Here is an 18,988-nt window from a genome sequence, read left to right as displayed (position 1 = left end):
TTCTCCTGCTTTTTTTGTTTAAAACACATGGTGGGGGATTAAACTAGATAGGTACAGTTATTTATGGGATGTGAAGCTGATGGAACATATTTGTCCGCTATGTAATGGTTTACAGTCAATCAATGAAATATGTCCTAACTGTGGCGAAATTATGGTTGACGGAGGGGCGCTTGCTAATTATCTTGGCCCATATAGTCCTTATGCGGAAATAGCCTCTCTGCCGTCTCAATCTGAAGCGCAATGTATACATCTCATATATTGCCAGAAATGCAGGTATGATGATCGAGTAAGTGTGTCGCTTATAACAATTTAATCAGCATAAAACTCTACTAACAAGCAAATAATAGAAAAAAATAAAGGAGTGAAGCTAATGTCTAATCCGCTGGTTAAATGTACTGTTGATCAATGTACCCATTATATGCCTGGCGATCAGTGTATGGCTGCAAAAATCACTGTTTATAATGATGAAATGAAAGGCACTTCGTCTAAAGCGCAAGATACTTTATGCAAAGCTTTCCATCATCGTAAAACTATGGGCGATATGGTTGGTGCTCTCCATAATGCTAATATTGGCGGCAGTGTATCGGCAGCTTTTCTGGAAGGAACGCAAATCACTCCGGCGGTTGAGTGCTTTGTTAATAATTGCAAGCATTGGCAAAACGGCAATTATTGTAATGCTCAGAACATTCATGTTACTGGTTCTAATGCTTCAAAAACAGCCGATACAGATTGTGAGACCTTCGAGTCTGAAAAATAAGTTTAAAAAAACGTCGGGGCTAATGCTCCGGCGTTTTTTATTAGTGGTGAGAATGGCAGCCGCACTTACAATCTTTTTCATCATCCACGACTTCGATGCAGTCAAGCTGTGCCTTAACTTGAATCTTTATATGATCGATATAACGGTGGCGAAGTTCAGCCTGCTCAGTCCGTTCGCTGTCCGTAAGACCTGTTTCGCGGCTCTTTTTGGCTAATTCATTGATTCTGGCGATAAGCTCAGTAATTGTCAAAATGAGTACCTCGCTTTCCTTGTGATATATAAAATACTAGCAAATTATCGACAAATGTGCAAGTGAATTGAAATAGCGACTGGCTAACAAATAAGTCAGGAATGTTGAGGTAGATAACAGCAATTATACGAACAGTGTTTTTTCTTAAGATACACTTGGCTTTTTCCTGAAAATGAGTATAATATTATCATACCATAATGGACATAATAGAAAATTTATTGGAGCGTGAGAATGTGAAAACGGTCATAACAATAGTTGGGCAGGACAGAGTTGGTATTATTGCTATGGTTAGTAATATTTTAGCGGAAAATAATATTAACATACTGAATATCAACCAAAACATACTTAATGGCTTTTTTAATATGGTTATGCTTGTTGACATGGAGCAGTCCATCATCAGTCTGAAAGACCTGGGACGTCTGCTTGGTGAAAAAGGCGAAGTTATGTGTCTTGATATCAAAGTGCAGCACGAAGATATTTTTAGAAGCATGCACCGCATTTAGTTCGGACATATTTAAAAAGGCTTACGCTTGGAGGTAAAACAACATGTTTACAATGCAGGACGTCTATGAAACAAACCGCATGATTGAAGAAAACAAGCTGGATATCCGGACAATTACTATGGGTATTAGTTTGCGGGACTGCGGTAATCCGGACATTAAGGTGCTTTGCCGCAACATTTACGATAAAATAACCCGGACGGCGGAAAAACTGGTACAAACTGGCGAAGATATTGAAGCCGAGTATGGTATTCCCATTATCAACAAACGCATTTCGGTCACTCCTATTGCCATCGCCGCTGAAAGCTGCCGGGCTGATAGCTATGTCGAGGTAGCCCAAGCATTGGATGCGGCTGCCAGGGAAGTGGGCGTAAACTTTATCGGTGGGTTTTCTGCACTTGTAGAAAAGGGTTACACCAATGGTGATCGCATACTTATTCGTTCCATTCCTGAGGCGCTGGCTGTAACCGAGCGAGTATGCTCCTCGGTTAACCTGGGGTCAACAAAGGCCGGTATCAATATGGATTGTGTTAGGGAAATGGGCGAAATAATTAAGCTTACGGCCGAAAGGACTAAAGACCGTGATGCTCTAGGCTGTGCCAAACTAGTAGTATTTGCTAATGTCCCTGAAGACAATCCCTTTATGGCCGGCGCTTTTCATGGGGTAGGCGAACCTGAGACGACCATCCACGTTGGCGTTAGCGGCCCTGGGGTTGTTAAAAGGGCGCTCGAAGATGTTCGCGGTCAGGATTTTAGTGCGGTAGCGGAGACTGTTAAACGTACTGCTTTTAAGATTACCCGTGTAGGTCAGTTAGTGGCTCAGGAAGCATCCCGCCGTTTGGGTCACCCTTTCGGAATCATTGACTTATCCTTGGCTCCAACACCGGCAGTAGGTGACAGTGTTGCTCATATTTTAGAGGAAATGGGACTAGAGAGCTGTGGCGCTCCGGGAACAACGGCCGCATTGGCATTACTGAATGATGCCGTGAAAAAAGGCGGTCTGATGGCTTCTTCTCATGTTGGCGGTCTCAGTGGCGCTTTTATTCCGGTTAGTGAGGACGCCGGTATGATTGCTGCTGTGGAACGCGGCAGCTTGACCTTAGAAAAATTGGAAGCTATGACTTGTGTTTGCTCGGTTGGCCTTGATATGATTGCCGTGCCTGGTGATACTTCGGCAGCTACTATTTCGGCGATTATTGCAGACGAAGCAGCTATCGGCATGATTAATAATAAAACTACTGCTGTCCGTATTATTCCTGTGCCTGGTAAAAAAGTGGGAGACAATGTGGAATTTGGTGGCTTGTTAGGTTATAGCCCAATAATTCCGGTTAATAAGTTTAAGTCAGATGCTTTTATTGCCCGGGGCGGCAGAATTCCTGCACCAATACGCAGTCTGACCAATTAAAGAAAGCAAAATAAAAATTGCCACGCTAAACCGCAAATACCTATAAGTGGTTCGCTGACTTTGTATCGGGCAAAGTCTCGTAGGTAAAACGGTGGCTGACTGTGACTTTAGATTATAGTCAGTGTGAGTAGCGTGGCAATCTTAATTTTTACTTATTATTTTTAAAATACTTCATTAGCATGGCGATGGTTGGTAATGGCTGCAAGCTTATCTTCGGTGGTCGACGATTTAGTCCATATTTCTTTAAATACAGTTGAGTTTTTAAAACTTGCGCTCCATAAGAAGGCGTCTTCCGGTGAATAGTACGCAAAAATAACAGCTTGGTCAAGCTTCTGCGGCATGGTGCCTTCAGTGTCGGTGAGCAGAGCATAATTACCTTCTGGGGTAAGTTCAATGCCCAGTATGACCAAACCGTCCTCAATCTCAGTTTCCTCAAAGCCAAGCGTTTCATAAAACGCTAACAGGGAATTACTCATTTGTAACAGCTCCTTAGGTTTTATTGTTTAATTTATATTTATAATTTGTCAGGCAGAAAAAGCCCGATTATAGGAATAACTCCATGAAACTACTGAAAAAAGGGCATAATTTAATGGGGTGAAAATAATGGAGCAGACAATAGATTTATCTATCGGTGTTATTGATAAGCTAAAACAGCTTGTAAAAGAAATAGGCAGCATGCAGAGACAAAATTTAGGCCGAACCAATCTTGCCGTTGCGCAAAAATCAACTTCTATTGATTTAGTAACAGAGATTGATAAGAAATCAGAAGAACAGATTATCGCTTTTTTACAGGATCACTATCCGGCTCATAGTTTTTTGGCTGAGGAATCAGGCGAAACCGGAGGCGATTCGGATTATTTATGGATTATCGACCCTCTTGATGGTACCACTAATTACGCGCAAGGTCTACCCATATTCACAATTTCCATTGCGCTTAACTATCAGGGCAAACCTGTTCTTGGAATGGTATATGCACCGGTTTTGGATGAGCTATATTATGCAGTAAAAGGGCAGGGCGCTTTCCTTAATGACCAGCCTATTCATGTATCGGATAAAACGCAGTTGATTGACAGTGTATTAGCAACCGGCTTTCCGTATGATGTCGCTAGCCATAAAGCCAATAATACAAACCATTTTAATAATTTATTACTAAAAACGCGGGCTGTAAGAAGATTTGGTTCAGCTGCCTATGATTTGGCCTGTGCAGCTTGTGGTCGTTTTGACGGTTACTGGGAGCTCAATCTTTCACCCTGGGATGCGGCAGCAGGTATGTTATTGGTAGAGGAAGCCGGCGGTATGGTCCTGTCCTTCCGGGATGATAGAAAGGTTTCTATTATCGCCGGGAACAAAGCTATTGTTAATGAAATTTGGATGGAAATCAAACAGTTGGAGGATGAAGACAACAATATATGAACAAGACATTTGAACAACTGGGACTTTCTGCGCTTTTGGCGGCCGGTATGGCCAAAGCCGGGATGACAATTCCCACTGCAATACAACAGGACACTATTCCGGTTGTATTGGCTGGCCGGGATGTGATTGGACAATCTCCCACCGGTACAGGTAAAACATTAGCCTATCTATTACCTCTGTTTCAAAAAATTGATACTACTAAGCGTGAAATTCAGGCCTGTATTTTGGCTCCTACCCATGAACTTTCTATTCAAATTCAGCGGCAGATAGAATTACTCGCCGGTAATTCAGGATTATCAATAGTGGCTGCCCCCCTTATTGGTAATGTCAATATTGCCCGGCAGATAGATAAACTTAAAGAAAAACCGCATATTATTACCGGTTCGGCAGGGCGAATTTTGGAATTAATACAAAAAAAGAGAATAAATGCCCAGACCATAAAAACCATTATTCTTGATGAAGTTGACCGGCTGCTGGATGATAAAAACATCGACTCTATTAAAGCTGTAATCAAAACTACTCAAAAAGACCGGCAGCTGTTGGCGTTTTCAGCGACAATGCCGCCAACTGCCTTGAAACAGGCTCAGGCGCTGATGAACAACCCGCAGCTGGTGTCAGTTTCTGCAAAAAACGCTGAAGTCATGCCGAATCTTGAACACTTATATTTTGCCGCAGATCAGCGGGATAAATTTGAGATATTGCGCAAAATTATAAGGGCCACGAATATAGCACAGGCGTTGGTTTTTATTAATCATAGTGATGATGTCGAACTCACTGTTGACAAGCTAAATTATCATAGTATCACGGCTGCAGGAATTCATGGGAGCTTTCTAAAGGAAGATCGCAAAAAAGCCATGGAAGGGTTCAAGAACGGGAAAATCCAGCTATTGGTTGCCTCCGATCTAGCCGCCCGTGGACTTGACATACCAGGAATTGAATATGTAGTTAATTTGGATTTGCCAGAAGACCCACAAGTATACTTACACCGGGCCGGGCGGACAGGGCGTGCCGGCAGAAGTGGTGTAGTAATTTCAATAGTATCACCAAGAGAAATGTCGCTTATCGCCAAATATGAAAAAGTGTTACAGATAAAAATGCTGCCTAAGCACATAACCCATGGCAAGGTTTTCGACAAGAGGCCGGCTAGCAAAACAACAGCCAAGAAATCTGCGGATAAAAGGCGCTCCTAACGACAAGAGGGATAGGATATGTGAAACGGTACTGGAAAACCAGTACCGTTTTCTTCCTAAATCGCCAAAGTATAAACTCTCTAAAAAAGCGGATTCGAAGTGATATAGTTCCGCAATTACCAAAGTCTTGGTGTAAGCTTTTATATTTGGCTAAAATCCGATCCACGTTACCTTGTTTTGCAAGGTTTCGTCAAGACGCTTACCCGGTGCCGGCACTTCATCCGGGAAACCCAGCGGTGTAATTGCAGTTAATTCACGGTCTTGAGGGACATCTAATATTGCCTGTAATTTGTCAGCCTTGGCCAGCGGTCCCGTCATCCAACATGTTCCGAGTCCTTCGGCATGGGCAGCCAGTAACAAATTCTGAAAAGAGGCGCTAACACTCTCCAATACCATTTTCCGCCGTGCGGCCTCGCTTTCGGCTTTGGTCATTTGAACAATGCATATAGGCGCATTACCAAGGGTCGAGTACCAGTGGGCGAAGGCTTTTTGTTGTTCACTTCTTTCAGTTTCGGGTGGCATGCGCAAGTCAATGACTTCCTTACAAACACTTTTAATCTCAGCAAGCTTTGATCCGGTAATCACAATGTATTCCCAGGATTGTTCGTTCATTCCGGAAGGAGCCCAGTTGGCGGCATCCAGGATTTTGCGTATGGTATCTTTTGCCACCAGGTCGTTTTTATACTTACGAATGCTGCGGCGGTTTTTAATAGCTGAGTAAATTTCCATAAATAGACCTCCGTTATTTTGATTTTATTAGGATATTCCACATTTGCATAACTATTCCTCCAAAGTATTTTTACTGGCAGAAAGCATTGTAATTATGGTAAAATGTAAGGACGCGGAGGGAACAAATATGAAAAAGTTAAATATTATACTAGTATTTGTAACTGCAATATTGCTCACAATATCTGTTTCCGCCTGCAGCGGAAAAAACGCAGACCTGGGAGGGAATACAGTGACGGTGGATGAAGCATTGCGTTTATGGCAGAATAAAGAAGCCGTAATTATTGACGTGCGCACGATGCAGGAGTATCAGGCCGGACATATCCCGGAAGTACCCTTACTTCCTTTGAACGAAATAGAAAGCCGCACAGGCGAAGTACCACGGAATCAAAAAGTTTTGTTTATTTGCCGCAGCGGTAACCGTAGCGGACAGGCGGTAAGCTTGTTGAAAAATAAAGGCTTCGACAATATCTATAACATTGAAGGCGGTATGCTTGCCTGGCGCGGTCCTGTAATAAAATAGATTAACTCTAAATTAACGTGCGATAGACTAAAAACGGTTTACTTCCGCATAAATGAATATTCATTAGATTTTTTCAAATTAGTTGTTAAGCTTGAGGTGCTGTTTTGAGATTATATATTGCCGAAAAACCAAGTATGGCTGCTGAAATCGCCAAATGCCTGTCAGGGCCGGTAAGTCGCAAAGATGGTTATATTCAGACCGGAGGCGGGACAATTACTTGGGGGTATGGGCATATTCTGCGGCAGGCTGAACCCGATGAATATGATCCCAAGTATGAAAAGTGGCGGGCAGAAGATTTGCCGATTATTCCGCAAAGCTGGAAGCTGTTAGTCGCTGATTCCTGCCAAAAACAGTTTGAAATTGTTAAAAACCTTATTGAACAAGCCGATGAGATTGTACATGCCGGTGACCCTGACAGGGAGGGGCAATTACTTATCGATGAAGTGCTTGACTTTGTCAATAATCAAAAGCCGGTACGGCGGATTCTGCTAAATGCTCTTGACGAACAAAGTATCAAGAAGGCCATTGCCAGTCTCCGGGAAAACCAGGACTTTTTTAACCTTAAGCAATCGGCTTTGGCCAGACAGCGGGCTGACTGGCTTATCGGTATGAATTTGTCCAGGGCGTATACACTGGCAGCACAGCGGGCCGGGCATCGGACAACTCTGCCGGTAGGCAGGGTTAAAACTCCGACTTTGGCGCTTGTTGTCCGCCGGGAGCGGGAAATTGAAAATTTTAAACAAGCTGATTATTTTACTGTAAAAGCCGATTTTCAACATTCGGATACTGTGTTTACAGCCTATTGGAAACCACGTGAAGACCAGCCGGGTCTTGATACCGAAGGCCGTTTAGCCGATAAAGCTATTGCTAAGGCTTTGCTGGAAATGCTTCAAGCGGCCAAGGATCCGGCGGCTGTAATGGCTTGCGAAACCACTGAAAAAAAAGAACCGCAGCGGTTGCCGCTGGCGCTGTCAACACTGCAGGTTATGGCAGGCAAAAAGTTTGGCTATGACCCGCAGATAGTATTAGATACAGCGCAAAAGCTGTATGAACGGAAACTTACTTCTTACCCTCGTTCTGACTGCGAATATTTACCTGAATCACAATACGAAGATGCTGCTACCATTCTCGGTAATTTAAGCAATATTGCTCATACTGAATTGGCAGGCTGGTCGCAGAAGGCCGATACCCAAATTTCCAGCCGAGCCTGGAATGATAAAAAAATTACCGCCCACCATGCCATTATTCCGACTGTGGAACGATGTAATTATGCGGCGTTAAACGAAACAGAGCGAAATATTTATTATCTCATTGCGCAAGCCTATATTGCCCAATTTTATCTGGTGCATGTTTATGATCAGACACGGGCCGAGCTGGAACATGCGGGTGAACGGTTTACAGCCAATGGCCGGATTATCAAAGAATTAGGCTGGAAGGAAGTATATGGCGCCGAAGCCGAAGAGAAGAAGGAAGAGGATAACGGCACGCTGCCGGCCATGAGCAAAGGCGATCAGGTGGAATTCTTGAAGGCCTCAGCGGAAAAGAAGTCAACAAAGCCGCCAACCAGGTTTACTGCCGCAACGCTGCTTGCCGCCATGAAAGAGATTCATAAATACGTAAAAAATCCTGAATTGAAAAAGCAACTGAAAGATGTGGCCGGTATCGGTACTGAAGCTACCAGGGCTACCATTATCAAAGAACTCATTGACCGTAGTTTCTTAAGAGAAGAAACCAAGAAAAAATATCTTAAACCAACTGAACCGGCCTACTTGCTGGTAGATATGCTGCCGGAAGAGATTACCTATCCTGACTTTACCGCTCTGTGGGAAGACATTCTCCGTCAAATGGCGGAAGGCAATGCCAGTCTGGACACTTTTTTGGGCCAGCAGGCAAGGTTTGCCACAGGTCTTTGCAATAAGGCCAAGGGAGCAAATATTCCGCTGAAAGGCGAATATCACTGTCCCCGCTGCCGCCGGGGTGTATTGCAGTTAAGAAATGGAAAGCACGGTAAGTTTTGGGGCTGTTCGCGCTACCCGGCATGCCGGGGTTCGTTCAATGATAAAGACGGTAAACCGGATATGCCGGTAAGACCGCAACCACAGCAACAACCATTACAACAGCAAAAACAAGGGCAAGGCTGATTTACGCCTTGCCCTTGCTCATGTTTCGTTTGCCGCCTTGCGGTTTGGCGGTTTTTGGTTTGCGGCGGCTTCGCAAATTGTTGCCGCCATGACGGATAGTCTTCTTATCTTCAGCTAATTTATCTACCGGTTTTTCAACGACCTGCTTCGGCTTTACAGGCGCAGTTTTTTTCGCGCTCTTAATTACCTTTTGTCCATTCGCTTTATATTTTTCAATGGAAGATTTTATTCCTTGCTCAATCATGCGCAAATACATATGCTCACCGGGGCTGATGAAGGTAACCGCCGTACCTGTCTCACCGGCCCGACCGGTACGGCCGATACGGTGGATATAACTTTCCGGGTCATGAGGGATATCGTAGCTGAAGACATGAGTAACACCTTCGATATCAAGGCCCCGGGCGGCGATATCGGTAGCCACCAGAATCTGCAGCTTGGCTTCGCTAAACCGGCGCATTACTTGGGTACGCTTGGCTTGAGACAGGTCGCCGTGCAACTCGTCTGACAGATAGCCGCGCTGAATGAGAGCAGTATTGACAGCTTTAGCGCGGTCTTTAGTATGACAGAAGACGATAGCTAGGTAAGGCTGATATTCGGCAATCATACTGCAAAGCTTATCAAGCTTGCTTTCTTCTGGCAGTTCAATCATTATCTGTTTGATTTCATCCAGGGTAACATTTTCAGTCTGAATCCTGATATCAGCCGGCTTGGTCATATAGCGGGCGGCCAATCCGCGGACTTTTACCGGCATGGTAGCCGAAAACAACATAGTCTGGCGTTTAGACGAGGTCAGCTGAATGAGTTCTTCGACTTCTTCCAAAAAGCCCATATGGAGCATTTGGTCAGCTTCATCCAATACCAGCTTGGAGACACCTGACAGCGCCAGTGTTTTGCGGCGCACATGATCAAGCAGCCGGCCGGGGGTGCCGACAACAATATGGGGATTGCCTTTTAGTTTGCGGATTTGTTCATCGACATCTTTGCCGCCATGCACGGAAATAACATTAATGCCAAGGATAGTAGCAAGCTTGGTGGCTTCGGCTGTAATTTGCAAAGTAAGTTCCCGGGTGGGAGTGATAATAAGAGTTTGTACATGTGGAGCCGAAACCTTTATCTTTTCTAAAATGGGCAATAAAAAGGCCAACGTTTTACCTGTTCCTGTCTGCGCCTGAGCGATGACATCTTTGCCTGCCATGAGCGCAGGGATCGCCTGAATCTGTACCGGAGTAGGGCGGGTAATACCGTTTTCCTTCAAAAAATGTGTCAGCTCAGGGCGGATACCCAAAGCCGAAAAGTTTGTCGACATGGAAAGAACACCTTTCTTTTCTTTAAAATATGCCGTTATTTCAGTTTGCGCAGGCCTAAGAGAGGATATGCGTGAGTAAAAATATAATATACTACTATTTTCCAGAAAAGTAAAGAGTGTTTCTTCAATAAATAACCTTTTTGTGTTAGAATGGAAAAGAAAAATACGTATGTGAATTACATAAACAAAAGGAATGAACTATGAACTTACTATCAATAGAAAATTTGGCGAAAAGCTATGGGGAACGGATTTTATTCAGTAATGTCACTTTTGGTATTGATGAAGGCGACAAAATTGGTCTTATCGGCGTTAATGGCACCGGTAAATCAACTTTTTTAAAAGAGATAGCCGGTGTGGATACAGCAGACTCCGGTAAGATTACGGTAGGTAACAGCGTGCAGGTAGAATATCTGCCGCAAAATCCTGAATTTGATGATAAAGCCACTGTCTTAGAGCAGGTATTTAAAGGGCATTCGCCTGTTATGCAGGTGTTACGGGACTATGAGCAGGCTTTAGCCAATGTAGAGCAGCATCCTGAGGATGCTGCGTGGCAGCAGCGACTAATCCGCTTATCACAGCAAATGGATGCCCAGAATGCCTGGCAGCTCGAAAATGACGCCAAGACCATTCTTACTAAGTTGGGGATTACGGATTTTTCGGCAGTCGTCAGTACCTTATCCGGCGGTCAGCGCAAGCGGGTGGCCTTAGCCAGTGCACTGATTAATCCTGCCGACTTACTCATTCTGGATGAACCTACAAACCATATTGATAATAATACAGTAGCCTGGCTTGAACAATATCTGGCCAAGCGTAAGGGTGCCCTGATTATGATTACGCATGACAGGTATTTTCTTGATAGGGTAACAAACCGGATTATTGAATTGGACAAAGGTAAGCTGTATACCTACACCGGCAACTACAGTCAGTTCTTAGAACTCAAAGCCGAGCGGGAAGAACAGCAGGAGGCCAGTGAACGGAAACGACAAAACATTTTCCGTAATGAACTGGCGTGGATACGGCGGGGCGCGCAGGCCCGGAGTACCAAACAGAAGGCCAGAATTGAGAGGTTTGAGCAGCTAAGTGCCCAGACGCCGGAAAGCAGTCAAGCTCAACTGGAAATAACGGTTGGCGCCAGTCGGTTGGGACGTAAAATTATTGAGCTGGAGCAGATTAGCCAAAACTTTGAAGATCGCACCTTTATCAAGGATTTTAGTTATATTGTTTTAAAAGATGACAGGATAGGTATTGTCGGGCCGAATGGCAGCGGCAAATCAACATTGCTTAACATCATTGCCGGGCGGCTAACTCCTGATAAGGGTCAAGTGGAAATTGGCCAGACGGTGAAAATTGGCTACTTCTCTCAGGAAAGCACTGAGATGAACCAAGATATGCGGGTTATTGAGTATATTAAAGAGGAAGCGCACTTTTTACCGACAGCAGACGGCGGCACAATCAGTGCCGCTCAGCTATTGGAACGTTTTTTGTTTTCGCCTAATCTGCAGTGGACGCCGATCGCCAAATTATCTGGCGGAGAAAAGCGCCGCCTGTTTTTACTTAGAATATTAATGAGCGCTCCTAATGTGCTGCTGCTCGACGAGCCTACCAACGACCTGGATATTCAGACGCTAAGCATTCTCGAGGACTACTTGGAGGATTTCCCGGGGGCTGTTATTACAGTTTCTCATGACAGGTACTTTCTTGACCGGCTTGTTGATAAGATATTTGCCTTTGAAGGCAAAGGCAGCATCAAACAGTATCCCGGCAATTATACAGATTATCAAAACAGGATTAGTGTACAGGAAGCAGAGACGCCGTCCGGCGATAAAAAAAGTACGGCAGATAAGAAACCGACAGCTCAGGATAAGCCTAAGGAACGCCCGCGCAAACTGTCCTTTAATGAACAGCGGGAGTTTGAGCAGATTGAAGATGTCATTGCCGGCGTAGAACAGGAACTGGTGCAAATTGCTTCAGCCATCAATACGGCAGGCAGCAATTTTGAGTTGCTGCAGGACCTTACCGTCAGACAGCAGGAATTAGAAGGAAGGCTCAGCGAATTGCTTGACCGCTGGACATATTTGAATGAGCTGGTTGAGGAGCTTAGTAACTCATAAAGGAGTACCGGACAGACATGAACATACAGATATTTGGTACGAAAAAGTGCCAGGATACCCGGAAAGCGGAGCGGTATTTCAAGGAACGCAAGATACCGTTTCAGTTTGTTGATTTAACAGTGCGCGGCTTAAGCAAAGGCGAACTGGATAAAGTTCGTGCGGCAGTTGGCGGCCTGGACAACCTGATTGATAAGAACGGCAAAGAATACGCCAAACGCAACCTTAAATATTTGGTGCATGATGTAGAAGAAATGCTGCTTATACATCCACTGTTGTTAAGAACACCCATCATAAGAAACGGCGCTAAAGCCACAGTCGGGTATTGTCCGGAAACATGGATGGACTGGAGTTAATTTACAAACAGGAGAATAATTATGATTGAACAAGCGCGGAAAGTCCTGAAAAAATACTATGGTTATGACGAATTTCGGCCAGGACAGGCCAAAGTCATCGCCAGCCTGCTGGCAGGCAAAGATACTGTCGCTATTATGCCGACAGGAGCGGGGAAGTCATTATGCTTTCAGGTTCCCGCAATGTTGCTGCCTGGACTTACGGTAGTCGTTTCGCCATTAATATCACTCATGAAAGACCAAGTCGATGCCTTAACCGAACAGGGGATACCTGCGACCTTTATTAATAGTTCATTGACCGGATCAGAGGCTGGCAGGCGGCTGCAGCAAATGCGCGCCGGTCGGTATAAGCTGGTATATGTGGCGCCGGAAAGACTGACAGCAGATTGGTTTCAGGCCGTAGTCGGTGAACTCACTATCAGTATGCTGGCTGTCGACGAAGCCCATTGTGTATCCCAGTGGGGACATGATTTTAGGCCAAGTTACCGGGCAGTAAGTTCTTTTATTGCGAGTTTGCCTAAGCGCCCGATCATCGGCGCGTTTACGGCTACAGCGACACCTGAGGTTAAACGGGATATTGAGAACCTGCTGGCGCTAAACTATCCGCAGGTACATATAACCGGTTTTGACAGACCAAACCTGTCTTTTTCGGTATTGCGCGGCGAAAACAAACAGGAGTTTGTTGTAAAATACGTTAAATCTAATGGCAATCAGGCCGGGATTATTTATGCGGCAACCCGTAAAGAAGTTGATAGTTTGTATGCGCTTCTGAAGAAAAAAGGAATTGCTGCCGGGCGGTATCATGCCGGCCTAAGGGATGATGAACGCATGTCCCAGCAGGAAAAATTCCTTTACGACGATATTCGTGTAATGGTAGCTACCAATGCCTTTGGTATGGGAATTGACAAGTCCAATGTCCGTTATGTTGTGCATTACAATATGCCGAAAAACATGGAATCCTACTATCAAGAAGCCGGCCGCAGCGGGCGGGATGGTGAGCCTGGAGAATGTATTTTGCTATATGGACCGCAGGATCCGCTCTTGCAGCGGTTTTTGATTGATAAGTCGGTAGAACATCCCGAACGTAAACAGCACGAACTTAAGAAGCTGCAGGAGATGGTGGATTATTGTCATACTCCGGACTGTCTGCGGCAATATATCCTGAACTATTTTGGCGAATTTACCGCAGGTGCAGGCTGTGGTCATTGCGGGAACTGTATGGCGGACGGCGAACAGGTAGATATTACGGTAGATGCCCAGAAAGTTTTTTCCTGCGTATACCGGCTCAGAGAACGTTTTGGTATTTCGGTTATTGCCGAAGTGTTAAAAGGTTCTAAGAATAAAAAGATCCTGCAATTGGGATTTGACAGTCTGCCTACGTACGGACTGATGGCCGAGCGTACAGTGCAGGATATTAAGACTTTAATTCAACGGCTTGTAGCAACAGGGTATTTGCGCTTAACCGAAAGCGAATATCCGGTAGTCAAACTGGAACCAAGCGCTCTGCCTGTTTTAAAGAGCCAAGCTCAGGTTTGGCAGAAGGTATTCACCGAGCGTCAGCCTGTTGCCGATGATACTTTGTTTGAACTGTTGCGCCAGTGCCGCAAACGTATTTCTGAGCGGGAAGGTGTGCCGCCGTTTGTTGTATTTGCTGACACCGCCTTAAGAGAAATGAGTGAGAAGCGTCCGTCAGACCTTGACGATATGCGGCAAGTCAAAGGTGTTGGTGAACTTAAGCTGCAAAAATATGGCGATGAATTTCTGTCGGTCATTACTAAATATCTTTCCGAGAATGCAGTGGCCCAGGGCGTTACCCAAGCAGCTGCTACTGTATCGGAACCTGCCAAAACGAAGACAAGCAAAAAGAGAAGCAAACCTGAAGCTGAACCAAGTCATCATATTACACTGGAGATGTTCCACAATGGCAGTGATCTTGCCGAAATTGCGAAAGTCAGGGATTTAACAGCCCAAACAGTACAAAATCATTTAGTGCGCTGTGCCCAGGAAGGATATATTGTTGATTGGGACCGGATCATTCCAGCAGAGTATGAAGCAGTAATACTTGCTGCAATCAAAAAGATCGGCGGCAAGCAACTAAAACCGCTAAAAGATGCTTTGCCTAATGCTGTAAGCTATGCTGCTATTCAGGCAGTTCTATGTAAGCATTTTGGGAACAAGGACAAGGGATGAACGCTATGATTACCGTGAAGAAGAGGTGTCACAAGATGCATATGTTTTTACTTCAACCGGGGAACTGGATTGGTAACGGTGTATAGCACTGAAAAACTATCCTCCTGGTGCGTAGAAATAAGGAGAAAATAATGGATAAAAAATCTGTGGAATGGCTGTATCGTGAGTTGCCAAAGCTGGTGGATGAGGGGATTATTCCCGCTGAAAGTGCTGAGCGGATTAAGGAGTATTATGGGTCTGGCAGTACCAAGACAGGATCAAGGACTTTTCTTGTTATATTTGGTGTCATTGGCGCTCTGTTGGTTGGCTTGGGCATTATTCTAATTTTAGCGCATAACTGGCCACAACTAACCAAGCTATACCGGTTAAGCATTTCGATGGGCTTCTTGGTTGCTGCGCAAATTGCCGCGGGCAGTGTATTATGGTTTAAAAAAGACAGCATCCCCTGGCGGGAAGCTACTGCGACCATTTTGATGTTAATGGTTGGTTCGGCAATGGCTTTAGTTGGCCAGACGTACCACTTGATAGAAGATACCGATGCTTTTTTATTGACCTGGATGCTCTTGTCAGTGCCGTTAGTGTACTTGATGAATTCTGCCAGCGTAGCGGTTTTGTATAGTATCGGGATAACTGTTTGGGCTTTTAGCAGTTATTTTGACAGTGGCAAACAAATTATTTGGGTGCTGTTTAGTTTAATTGTTCCTTATTACTGGGGATTACTTAAGAACCATCGCTATACCAATACTACAGTGGTTTTTTCTTGGGTTATACTTATTTGTTTTTATTTTTGTTTTGGAACTGCTTTTGCCAGATACTTGGATCATCTGAGTATTCTTATCTATGGGTCATTATTTACGTTAACATATATTGCTGCCGGCTTATGGTTTTCCGGTCATCATCAGGGTTGGCCTATGCCGTTTAAAGCAATTGGTTTAGCGGGGAGTGTTGGTTTGACATTTCTCCTGACCTTCAATGACGTTTGGCGCCATATAACGATCGATAAGGGAACGGTACCGTTCGCGGCCTACTTGCTGGCACTTGGGTTAGTGGTAGCGGTTGTTGGCGGCAGTCTTATGTTGAAAAAAAGAAAAAGTCAGGGAATCTGGCAATTCTCATTCATACCTTGTGTAATGGGATTTGGTTATATCCTCCGTTTTTTTGATGTCAGCGGTATCGGCGCTACAGTTATTATGAACGGATATATGTTATGGCTAAGTGTAAGTGTTATTGCCGTCGGTGTGCGGGAACAACGGATCGGCGTTGTTAATCTGGGGATGCTCATGATAGCCGTTTTGATCGTTGCCCGCTTCTTTGATATTGATTTAAGTTTTATTGTACGTGGTGTGGCTTTTGTGCTTGTGGGAATTGGATTTCTTGTGGCCAATGTCATTTTAGTACGCCGTAAAGCGGGGTGGCGAAATGATAAATAAAAAAATGCTGCTGGGGCTGTTTATTGGAGTTGCTATATTGCAGGCAACTGTTCCGCTATACATGGCCTGGCGCTGGGAGAATATCTTGCAGACAGGTCAGCTGTTTTATTGGCAGACGGCTCCAGTCGATCCTTACGATGCTTTTAAGGGACGGTATGTTTATCTTGGCTTCAAGGAAAACAAGGTCCCTATTCTGGATAATACTATTACGGGGTTTAGACAGAAGGCATATGCACTTGTTGCGGAAAATGCAGAAGGCCAGGCTTTTATCAGCGGCGTTACTGCCCGGCGTCCGGAGCAGGGAGTCTATATAAAAGTTGATGTATACCGCAGTGGAGATGAAGACAAGGCTTACGTCATTTTGCCGTTTTCGCGGTACTATCTGCCTGAAGATCTAGCTCCTGCCGCTGAAGCTGCCTACCGCAAAAGCGCGCGAAAATCAGGGATTGCTGCTGTTCGTATCAAAGACGGTTACGGTGTTATTGAAGAGTTGTATATTGAAGGAACACCACTATTTGAATTTTTGCGGCAATCACAATAAAACATAAAGGAATTGTTATGCCATATACTTATATTGTTCAATGTGCAGACAGTAGTTTTTACACTGGCTGGACAACAAATCTTGAAACAAGATTAACTGCTCACAACAATGGGACTGGCGCCCGGTATACCCGCAGCCGCCTGCCTGTTGCGCTGGTATATTACGAGCTGCAATCTGACGAAAGTCAAGCAAGAAAACGGGAATATGCAATAAAACAACTTAGCCGCAAAAGTAAGCTGGAGTTAATCACTGCTTTCCATTCCTGCGGAGTAAGTAATATCGATAATCTTATAATCCAACCTCCAGAGGTAAAATAAAACATCAATGAAAAAGGAGTATCTCATGGATGGAACACAACGAAAGAATATAATTCCAGGTGCTAAGGTCAAGATTATTCAAAAACCTCACCAACGAACCGGACAGCTTACAGAAGGGATAGTTAAAGACATATTGACAAGCAGTCCGGTGCATCACCGTGGCATTAAAGTTCGTCTGACAGATGGAACCATTGGCCGTGTTCAGGAAGTGATCGGCTAAAACAAACGAGCAAAGTCCAGCATTATGTGGACTTTGCTCGTTTTTATATGTGCGCCCGGCATGGGCGCAATCTAACGGGTGAAAGTCCCGAGCGCGGGTAGATAGTGCCAAGCGCATAGCTCAAGACAAGGGTGTCCACCGCGAGGTGGAATCTGAAGGAAGTCGGCGGCAAATCTCTGGTCTGACGAACAGAAATCACATATAAGGCAGTGTAAACTGGGTAAGGTTGCATAACAAACCGAAGCCCGAAACTATCCGAAAGTTTGCGCTGTAAATGTGGCAGATAGATGGAGAGAAAGATTGCGTTCTTACCCGGGGAGATCTCACAGACATGTGAAGATAATCAATCGAAGCATGGTTGAAATAAGATTTACTGTGAGAAGTCAGCAGAGGTCATAGTACCGAAGGTTTTTCGAGAAGGACTGAACAATAATCGAGTTCTTGAGCAAAGGAAGGTGAAGTCATGTTAAGAGAGCAGAAAACCAGTAAAATGGGCTGCCCTTGCCAGGGTATGCTGGAAGCAGAGAGTAACAAGGGAGCGCGGAGCATGACGACACTGGAAGATGCAAAAGAGAACCGCGTAAATCTGTTAGAAGAAATACTAGACCGAAACAATCTCAATGCAGCATATGCCCAGGTACTGCGCAAGAAAGGTGCAGGCGGAGTGGATGGCATGCAGGTTGGAGATATGAAGCAGTGGCTGAAAGACAATAAAGAAGAGTTTCTTGAATCCCTGCGAACCGGAAGATACACCCCTCAACCCGTGAGAAGGGTAGAAATACCTAAGCCGGACGGAGGAACCCGAAAGCTAGGAATACCGACCGTACTAGACAGGTTAATACAACAAGCCATAACCCAAGTGTTAACGCCCATCTTTGAAAAGAAATTTTCAGAAAGAAGTTATGGTTTTCGAGTAGGCAGAAATGCGCATCAGGCGATAAAGCAAGCCGAAGCATACTATAGGGCAGGATACACGAAAGTAGTAGACATTGACCTGGCGCAGTACTTCGATACGGTAAATCATGACATGCTTATCAACATGCTCCGTGAAGAAATCAAGGATGAACGAGTCATCGTCTTAATCCGGAAATACCTGAAAAGTGGAGTCATGGAAGGCGGTATAGTCAGCCCCAGTACATCGGGAACCCCGCAGGGAGGAAACCTGTCACCACTGCTATCCAATATCTACCTGACGAAATTTGACCAACTGCTGGAGAAGCGCGGACATAAGTTCGTAAGATATGCAGATGACTGCAATATCTATGTCAGGACGGAACATGCAGCCAAGCGGGTCATGGCGAGTTGTGTGAAATTCCTTGAGGGAACTTTGAAGTTACAAGTAAATCAGCGGAAAAGCCAAATCGGCAGTCCGCTGAGGGTGAAGTTTCTGGGATTTGCATTGCATAAGGTAGCGGGACAAATCGGAATACGTCCGCATGGGAAAGTCTTGAAACGTTTCAAAGAGAAGATCAAGGAAATAACCAACCGAAGTCGTGGGTGGGCAATCCAAGACACACTGCAAGAACTGAGGAAATATACAACAGGCTGGTTGAACTACTTTTCCATTGCAAACATGAGCAATAACATGAAAGAAATGAACAAATGAATACGGCGCAGG

Annotated in this window: 20 protein-coding genes; 16 read left to right on the top strand and 4 right to left on the bottom strand. The window is 44.8% G+C overall.

The features are described 5' to 3' along the window. The first annotated feature begins 79 nt into the window (after positions 1-79). The gene (locus SRRS_RS14580; RefSeq protein WP_371361547.1) at positions 80-313 is read left to right on the top strand and encodes a hypothetical protein; all 234 of its coding nucleotides are present in this window, start codon (positions 80-82) and stop codon (positions 311-313) included. A gap of 57 nt (positions 314-370) precedes the next feature. Continuing rightward, positions 371-757 (top strand): DUF1540 domain-containing protein, encoded by a 387-nt coding sequence (locus SRRS_RS14575; RefSeq protein WP_371361545.1) that lies wholly within the window; start codon positions 371-373, stop codon positions 755-757. A gap of 40 nt (positions 758-797) precedes the next feature. Here SRRS_RS14575 and SRRS_RS14570 read toward each other — a convergent pair whose 3' ends face one another. Then, the gene (locus tag SRRS_RS14570) at positions 798-1,007 is read right to left on the bottom strand and encodes a DUF896 domain-containing protein (protein WP_371361544.1); all 210 of its coding nucleotides are present in this window, start codon (positions 1,005-1,007) and stop codon (positions 798-800) included. Between the two features lie 233 nt (positions 1,008-1,240). Here SRRS_RS14570 and SRRS_RS14565 point away from each other — a divergent pair, with 233 nt between their 5' ends. After that, the gene (locus tag SRRS_RS14565; protein WP_371361543.1) at positions 1,241-1,510 is read left to right on the top strand and encodes an ACT domain-containing protein; all 270 of its coding nucleotides are present in this window, start codon (positions 1,241-1,243) and stop codon (positions 1,508-1,510) included. A gap of 43 nt (positions 1,511-1,553) precedes the next feature. Beyond that, complete coding sequence (locus tag SRRS_RS14560; protein ID WP_371361541.1) at positions 1,554-2,912, top strand: PFL family protein; 1,359 nt, start codon at positions 1,554-1,556, stop codon at positions 2,910-2,912. Positions 2,913-3,073: 161 nt separating this feature from the next. On the opposite strand, the gene SRRS_RS14555 is transcribed toward SRRS_RS14560, so the two are convergent. Continuing rightward, entirely contained in the window at positions 3,074-3,388 is a 315-nt protein-coding gene (locus tag SRRS_RS14555; protein WP_371361539.1) for a hypothetical protein, read from the bottom strand. A 127-nt stretch (positions 3,389-3,515) separates the two neighbouring features. Between SRRS_RS14555 and SRRS_RS14550 the strand changes: the two genes are divergently transcribed. Together SRRS_RS14550 and SRRS_RS14545 are read left to right on the top strand one after the other, a co-directional pair. Beyond that, positions 3,516-4,325 (top strand): inositol monophosphatase family protein, encoded by an 810-nt coding sequence (locus SRRS_RS14550; protein WP_371361537.1) that lies wholly within the window; start codon positions 3,516-3,518, stop codon positions 4,323-4,325. Next, a complete protein-coding gene (locus SRRS_RS14545; RefSeq protein WP_371361535.1) occupies positions 4,322-5,515 on the top strand; it encodes a DEAD/DEAH box helicase in 1,194 nt (397 codons plus the stop codon). The genes SRRS_RS14550 and SRRS_RS14545 overlap by 4 nt, the downstream gene beginning before the upstream one ends. Before the next feature lie 150 nt (positions 5,516-5,665). Here the strand turns inward: SRRS_RS14545 and SRRS_RS14540 are convergent, their stop codons facing one another. Next, entirely contained in the window at positions 5,666-6,244 is a 579-nt protein-coding gene (locus tag SRRS_RS14540) for a nitroreductase family protein (RefSeq protein ID WP_371361534.1), read from the bottom strand. A 127-nt stretch (positions 6,245-6,371) separates the two neighbouring features. Between SRRS_RS14540 and SRRS_RS14535 the strand changes: the two genes are divergently transcribed. Together SRRS_RS14535 and SRRS_RS14530 are read left to right on the top strand one after the other, a co-directional pair. Then, complete coding sequence (locus tag SRRS_RS14535) at positions 6,372-6,764, top strand: rhodanese-like domain-containing protein (protein ID WP_371361533.1); 393 nt, start codon at positions 6,372-6,374, stop codon at positions 6,762-6,764. Between the two features lie 104 nt (positions 6,765-6,868). Then, positions 6,869-8,905, top strand: coding sequence for a DNA topoisomerase 3 (locus tag SRRS_RS14530; RefSeq protein WP_371361531.1), 2,037 nt, complete (start codon positions 6,869-6,871; stop codon positions 8,903-8,905). Between the two features lies 1 nt (position 8,906). Here the strand turns inward: SRRS_RS14530 and SRRS_RS14525 are convergent, their stop codons facing one another. Beyond that, a complete protein-coding gene (locus tag SRRS_RS14525; RefSeq protein WP_371361530.1) occupies positions 8,907-10,211 on the bottom strand; it encodes a DEAD/DEAH box helicase in 1,305 nt (434 codons plus the stop codon). Positions 10,212-10,411: 200 nt separating this feature from the next. Between SRRS_RS14525 and SRRS_RS14520 the strand changes: the two genes are divergently transcribed. The 8 genes from SRRS_RS14520 (at position 10,412) to ltrA (ending at position 18,976) form a co-directional block, all read left to right on the top strand. Beyond that, positions 10,412-12,322: an ABC-F family ATP-binding cassette domain-containing protein gene (locus SRRS_RS14520; RefSeq protein WP_371361529.1), complete on the top strand. Its 1,911-nt coding sequence runs from the start codon at positions 10,412-10,414 to the stop codon at positions 12,320-12,322. A 17-nt stretch (positions 12,323-12,339) separates the two neighbouring features. Then, positions 12,340-12,675 carry an arsenate reductase family protein gene (locus SRRS_RS14515; RefSeq protein ID WP_371361528.1) on the top strand — a complete coding sequence of 112 codons (336 nt, stop codon included), beginning with the start codon at positions 12,340-12,342 and terminating at the stop codon, positions 12,673-12,675. A gap of 21 nt (positions 12,676-12,696) precedes the next feature. Then, positions 12,697-14,862 carry a DNA helicase RecQ gene (gene recQ / locus SRRS_RS14510; protein ID WP_371361526.1) on the top strand — a complete coding sequence of 722 codons (2,166 nt, stop codon included), beginning with the start codon at positions 12,697-12,699 and terminating at the stop codon, positions 14,860-14,862. Between the two features lie 131 nt (positions 14,863-14,993). Beyond that, positions 14,994-16,292, top strand: coding sequence for a DUF2157 domain-containing protein (locus SRRS_RS14505; protein ID WP_371361524.1), 1,299 nt, complete (start codon positions 14,994-14,996; stop codon positions 16,290-16,292). After that, positions 16,282-16,833 carry a GDYXXLXY domain-containing protein gene (locus SRRS_RS14500; RefSeq protein ID WP_371361523.1) on the top strand — a complete coding sequence of 184 codons (552 nt, stop codon included), beginning with the start codon at positions 16,282-16,284 and terminating at the stop codon, positions 16,831-16,833. Before SRRS_RS14505 ends, SRRS_RS14500 begins: the two co-directional genes overlap by 11 nt. Before the next feature lie 17 nt (positions 16,834-16,850). After that, positions 16,851-17,150, top strand: a complete 300-nt coding sequence (locus tag SRRS_RS14495; protein ID WP_371361522.1) for a GIY-YIG nuclease family protein — start codon at positions 16,851-16,853, stop codon at positions 17,148-17,150. Between the two features lie 25 nt (positions 17,151-17,175). Further along, a complete protein-coding gene (locus tag SRRS_RS14490) occupies positions 17,176-17,370 on the top strand; it encodes a YwbE family protein (protein WP_371361520.1) in 195 nt (64 codons plus the stop codon). A 463-nt stretch (positions 17,371-17,833) separates the two neighbouring features. Continuing rightward, the gene (gene ltrA / locus SRRS_RS14485; RefSeq protein WP_371361519.1) at positions 17,834-18,976 is read left to right on the top strand and encodes a group II intron reverse transcriptase/maturase; all 1,143 of its coding nucleotides are present in this window, start codon (positions 17,834-17,836) and stop codon (positions 18,974-18,976) included. Positions 18,977-18,988 lie beyond the last annotated feature (12 nt).

Source organism: Sporomusa rhizae, from assembly GCF_041428845.1.
Classification (GTDB): Bacteria; Bacillota; Negativicutes; order Sporomusales; family Sporomusaceae; genus Sporomusa; species Sporomusa rhizae.
This window is presented reverse-complemented; position numbering and strand designations above follow the sequence as displayed.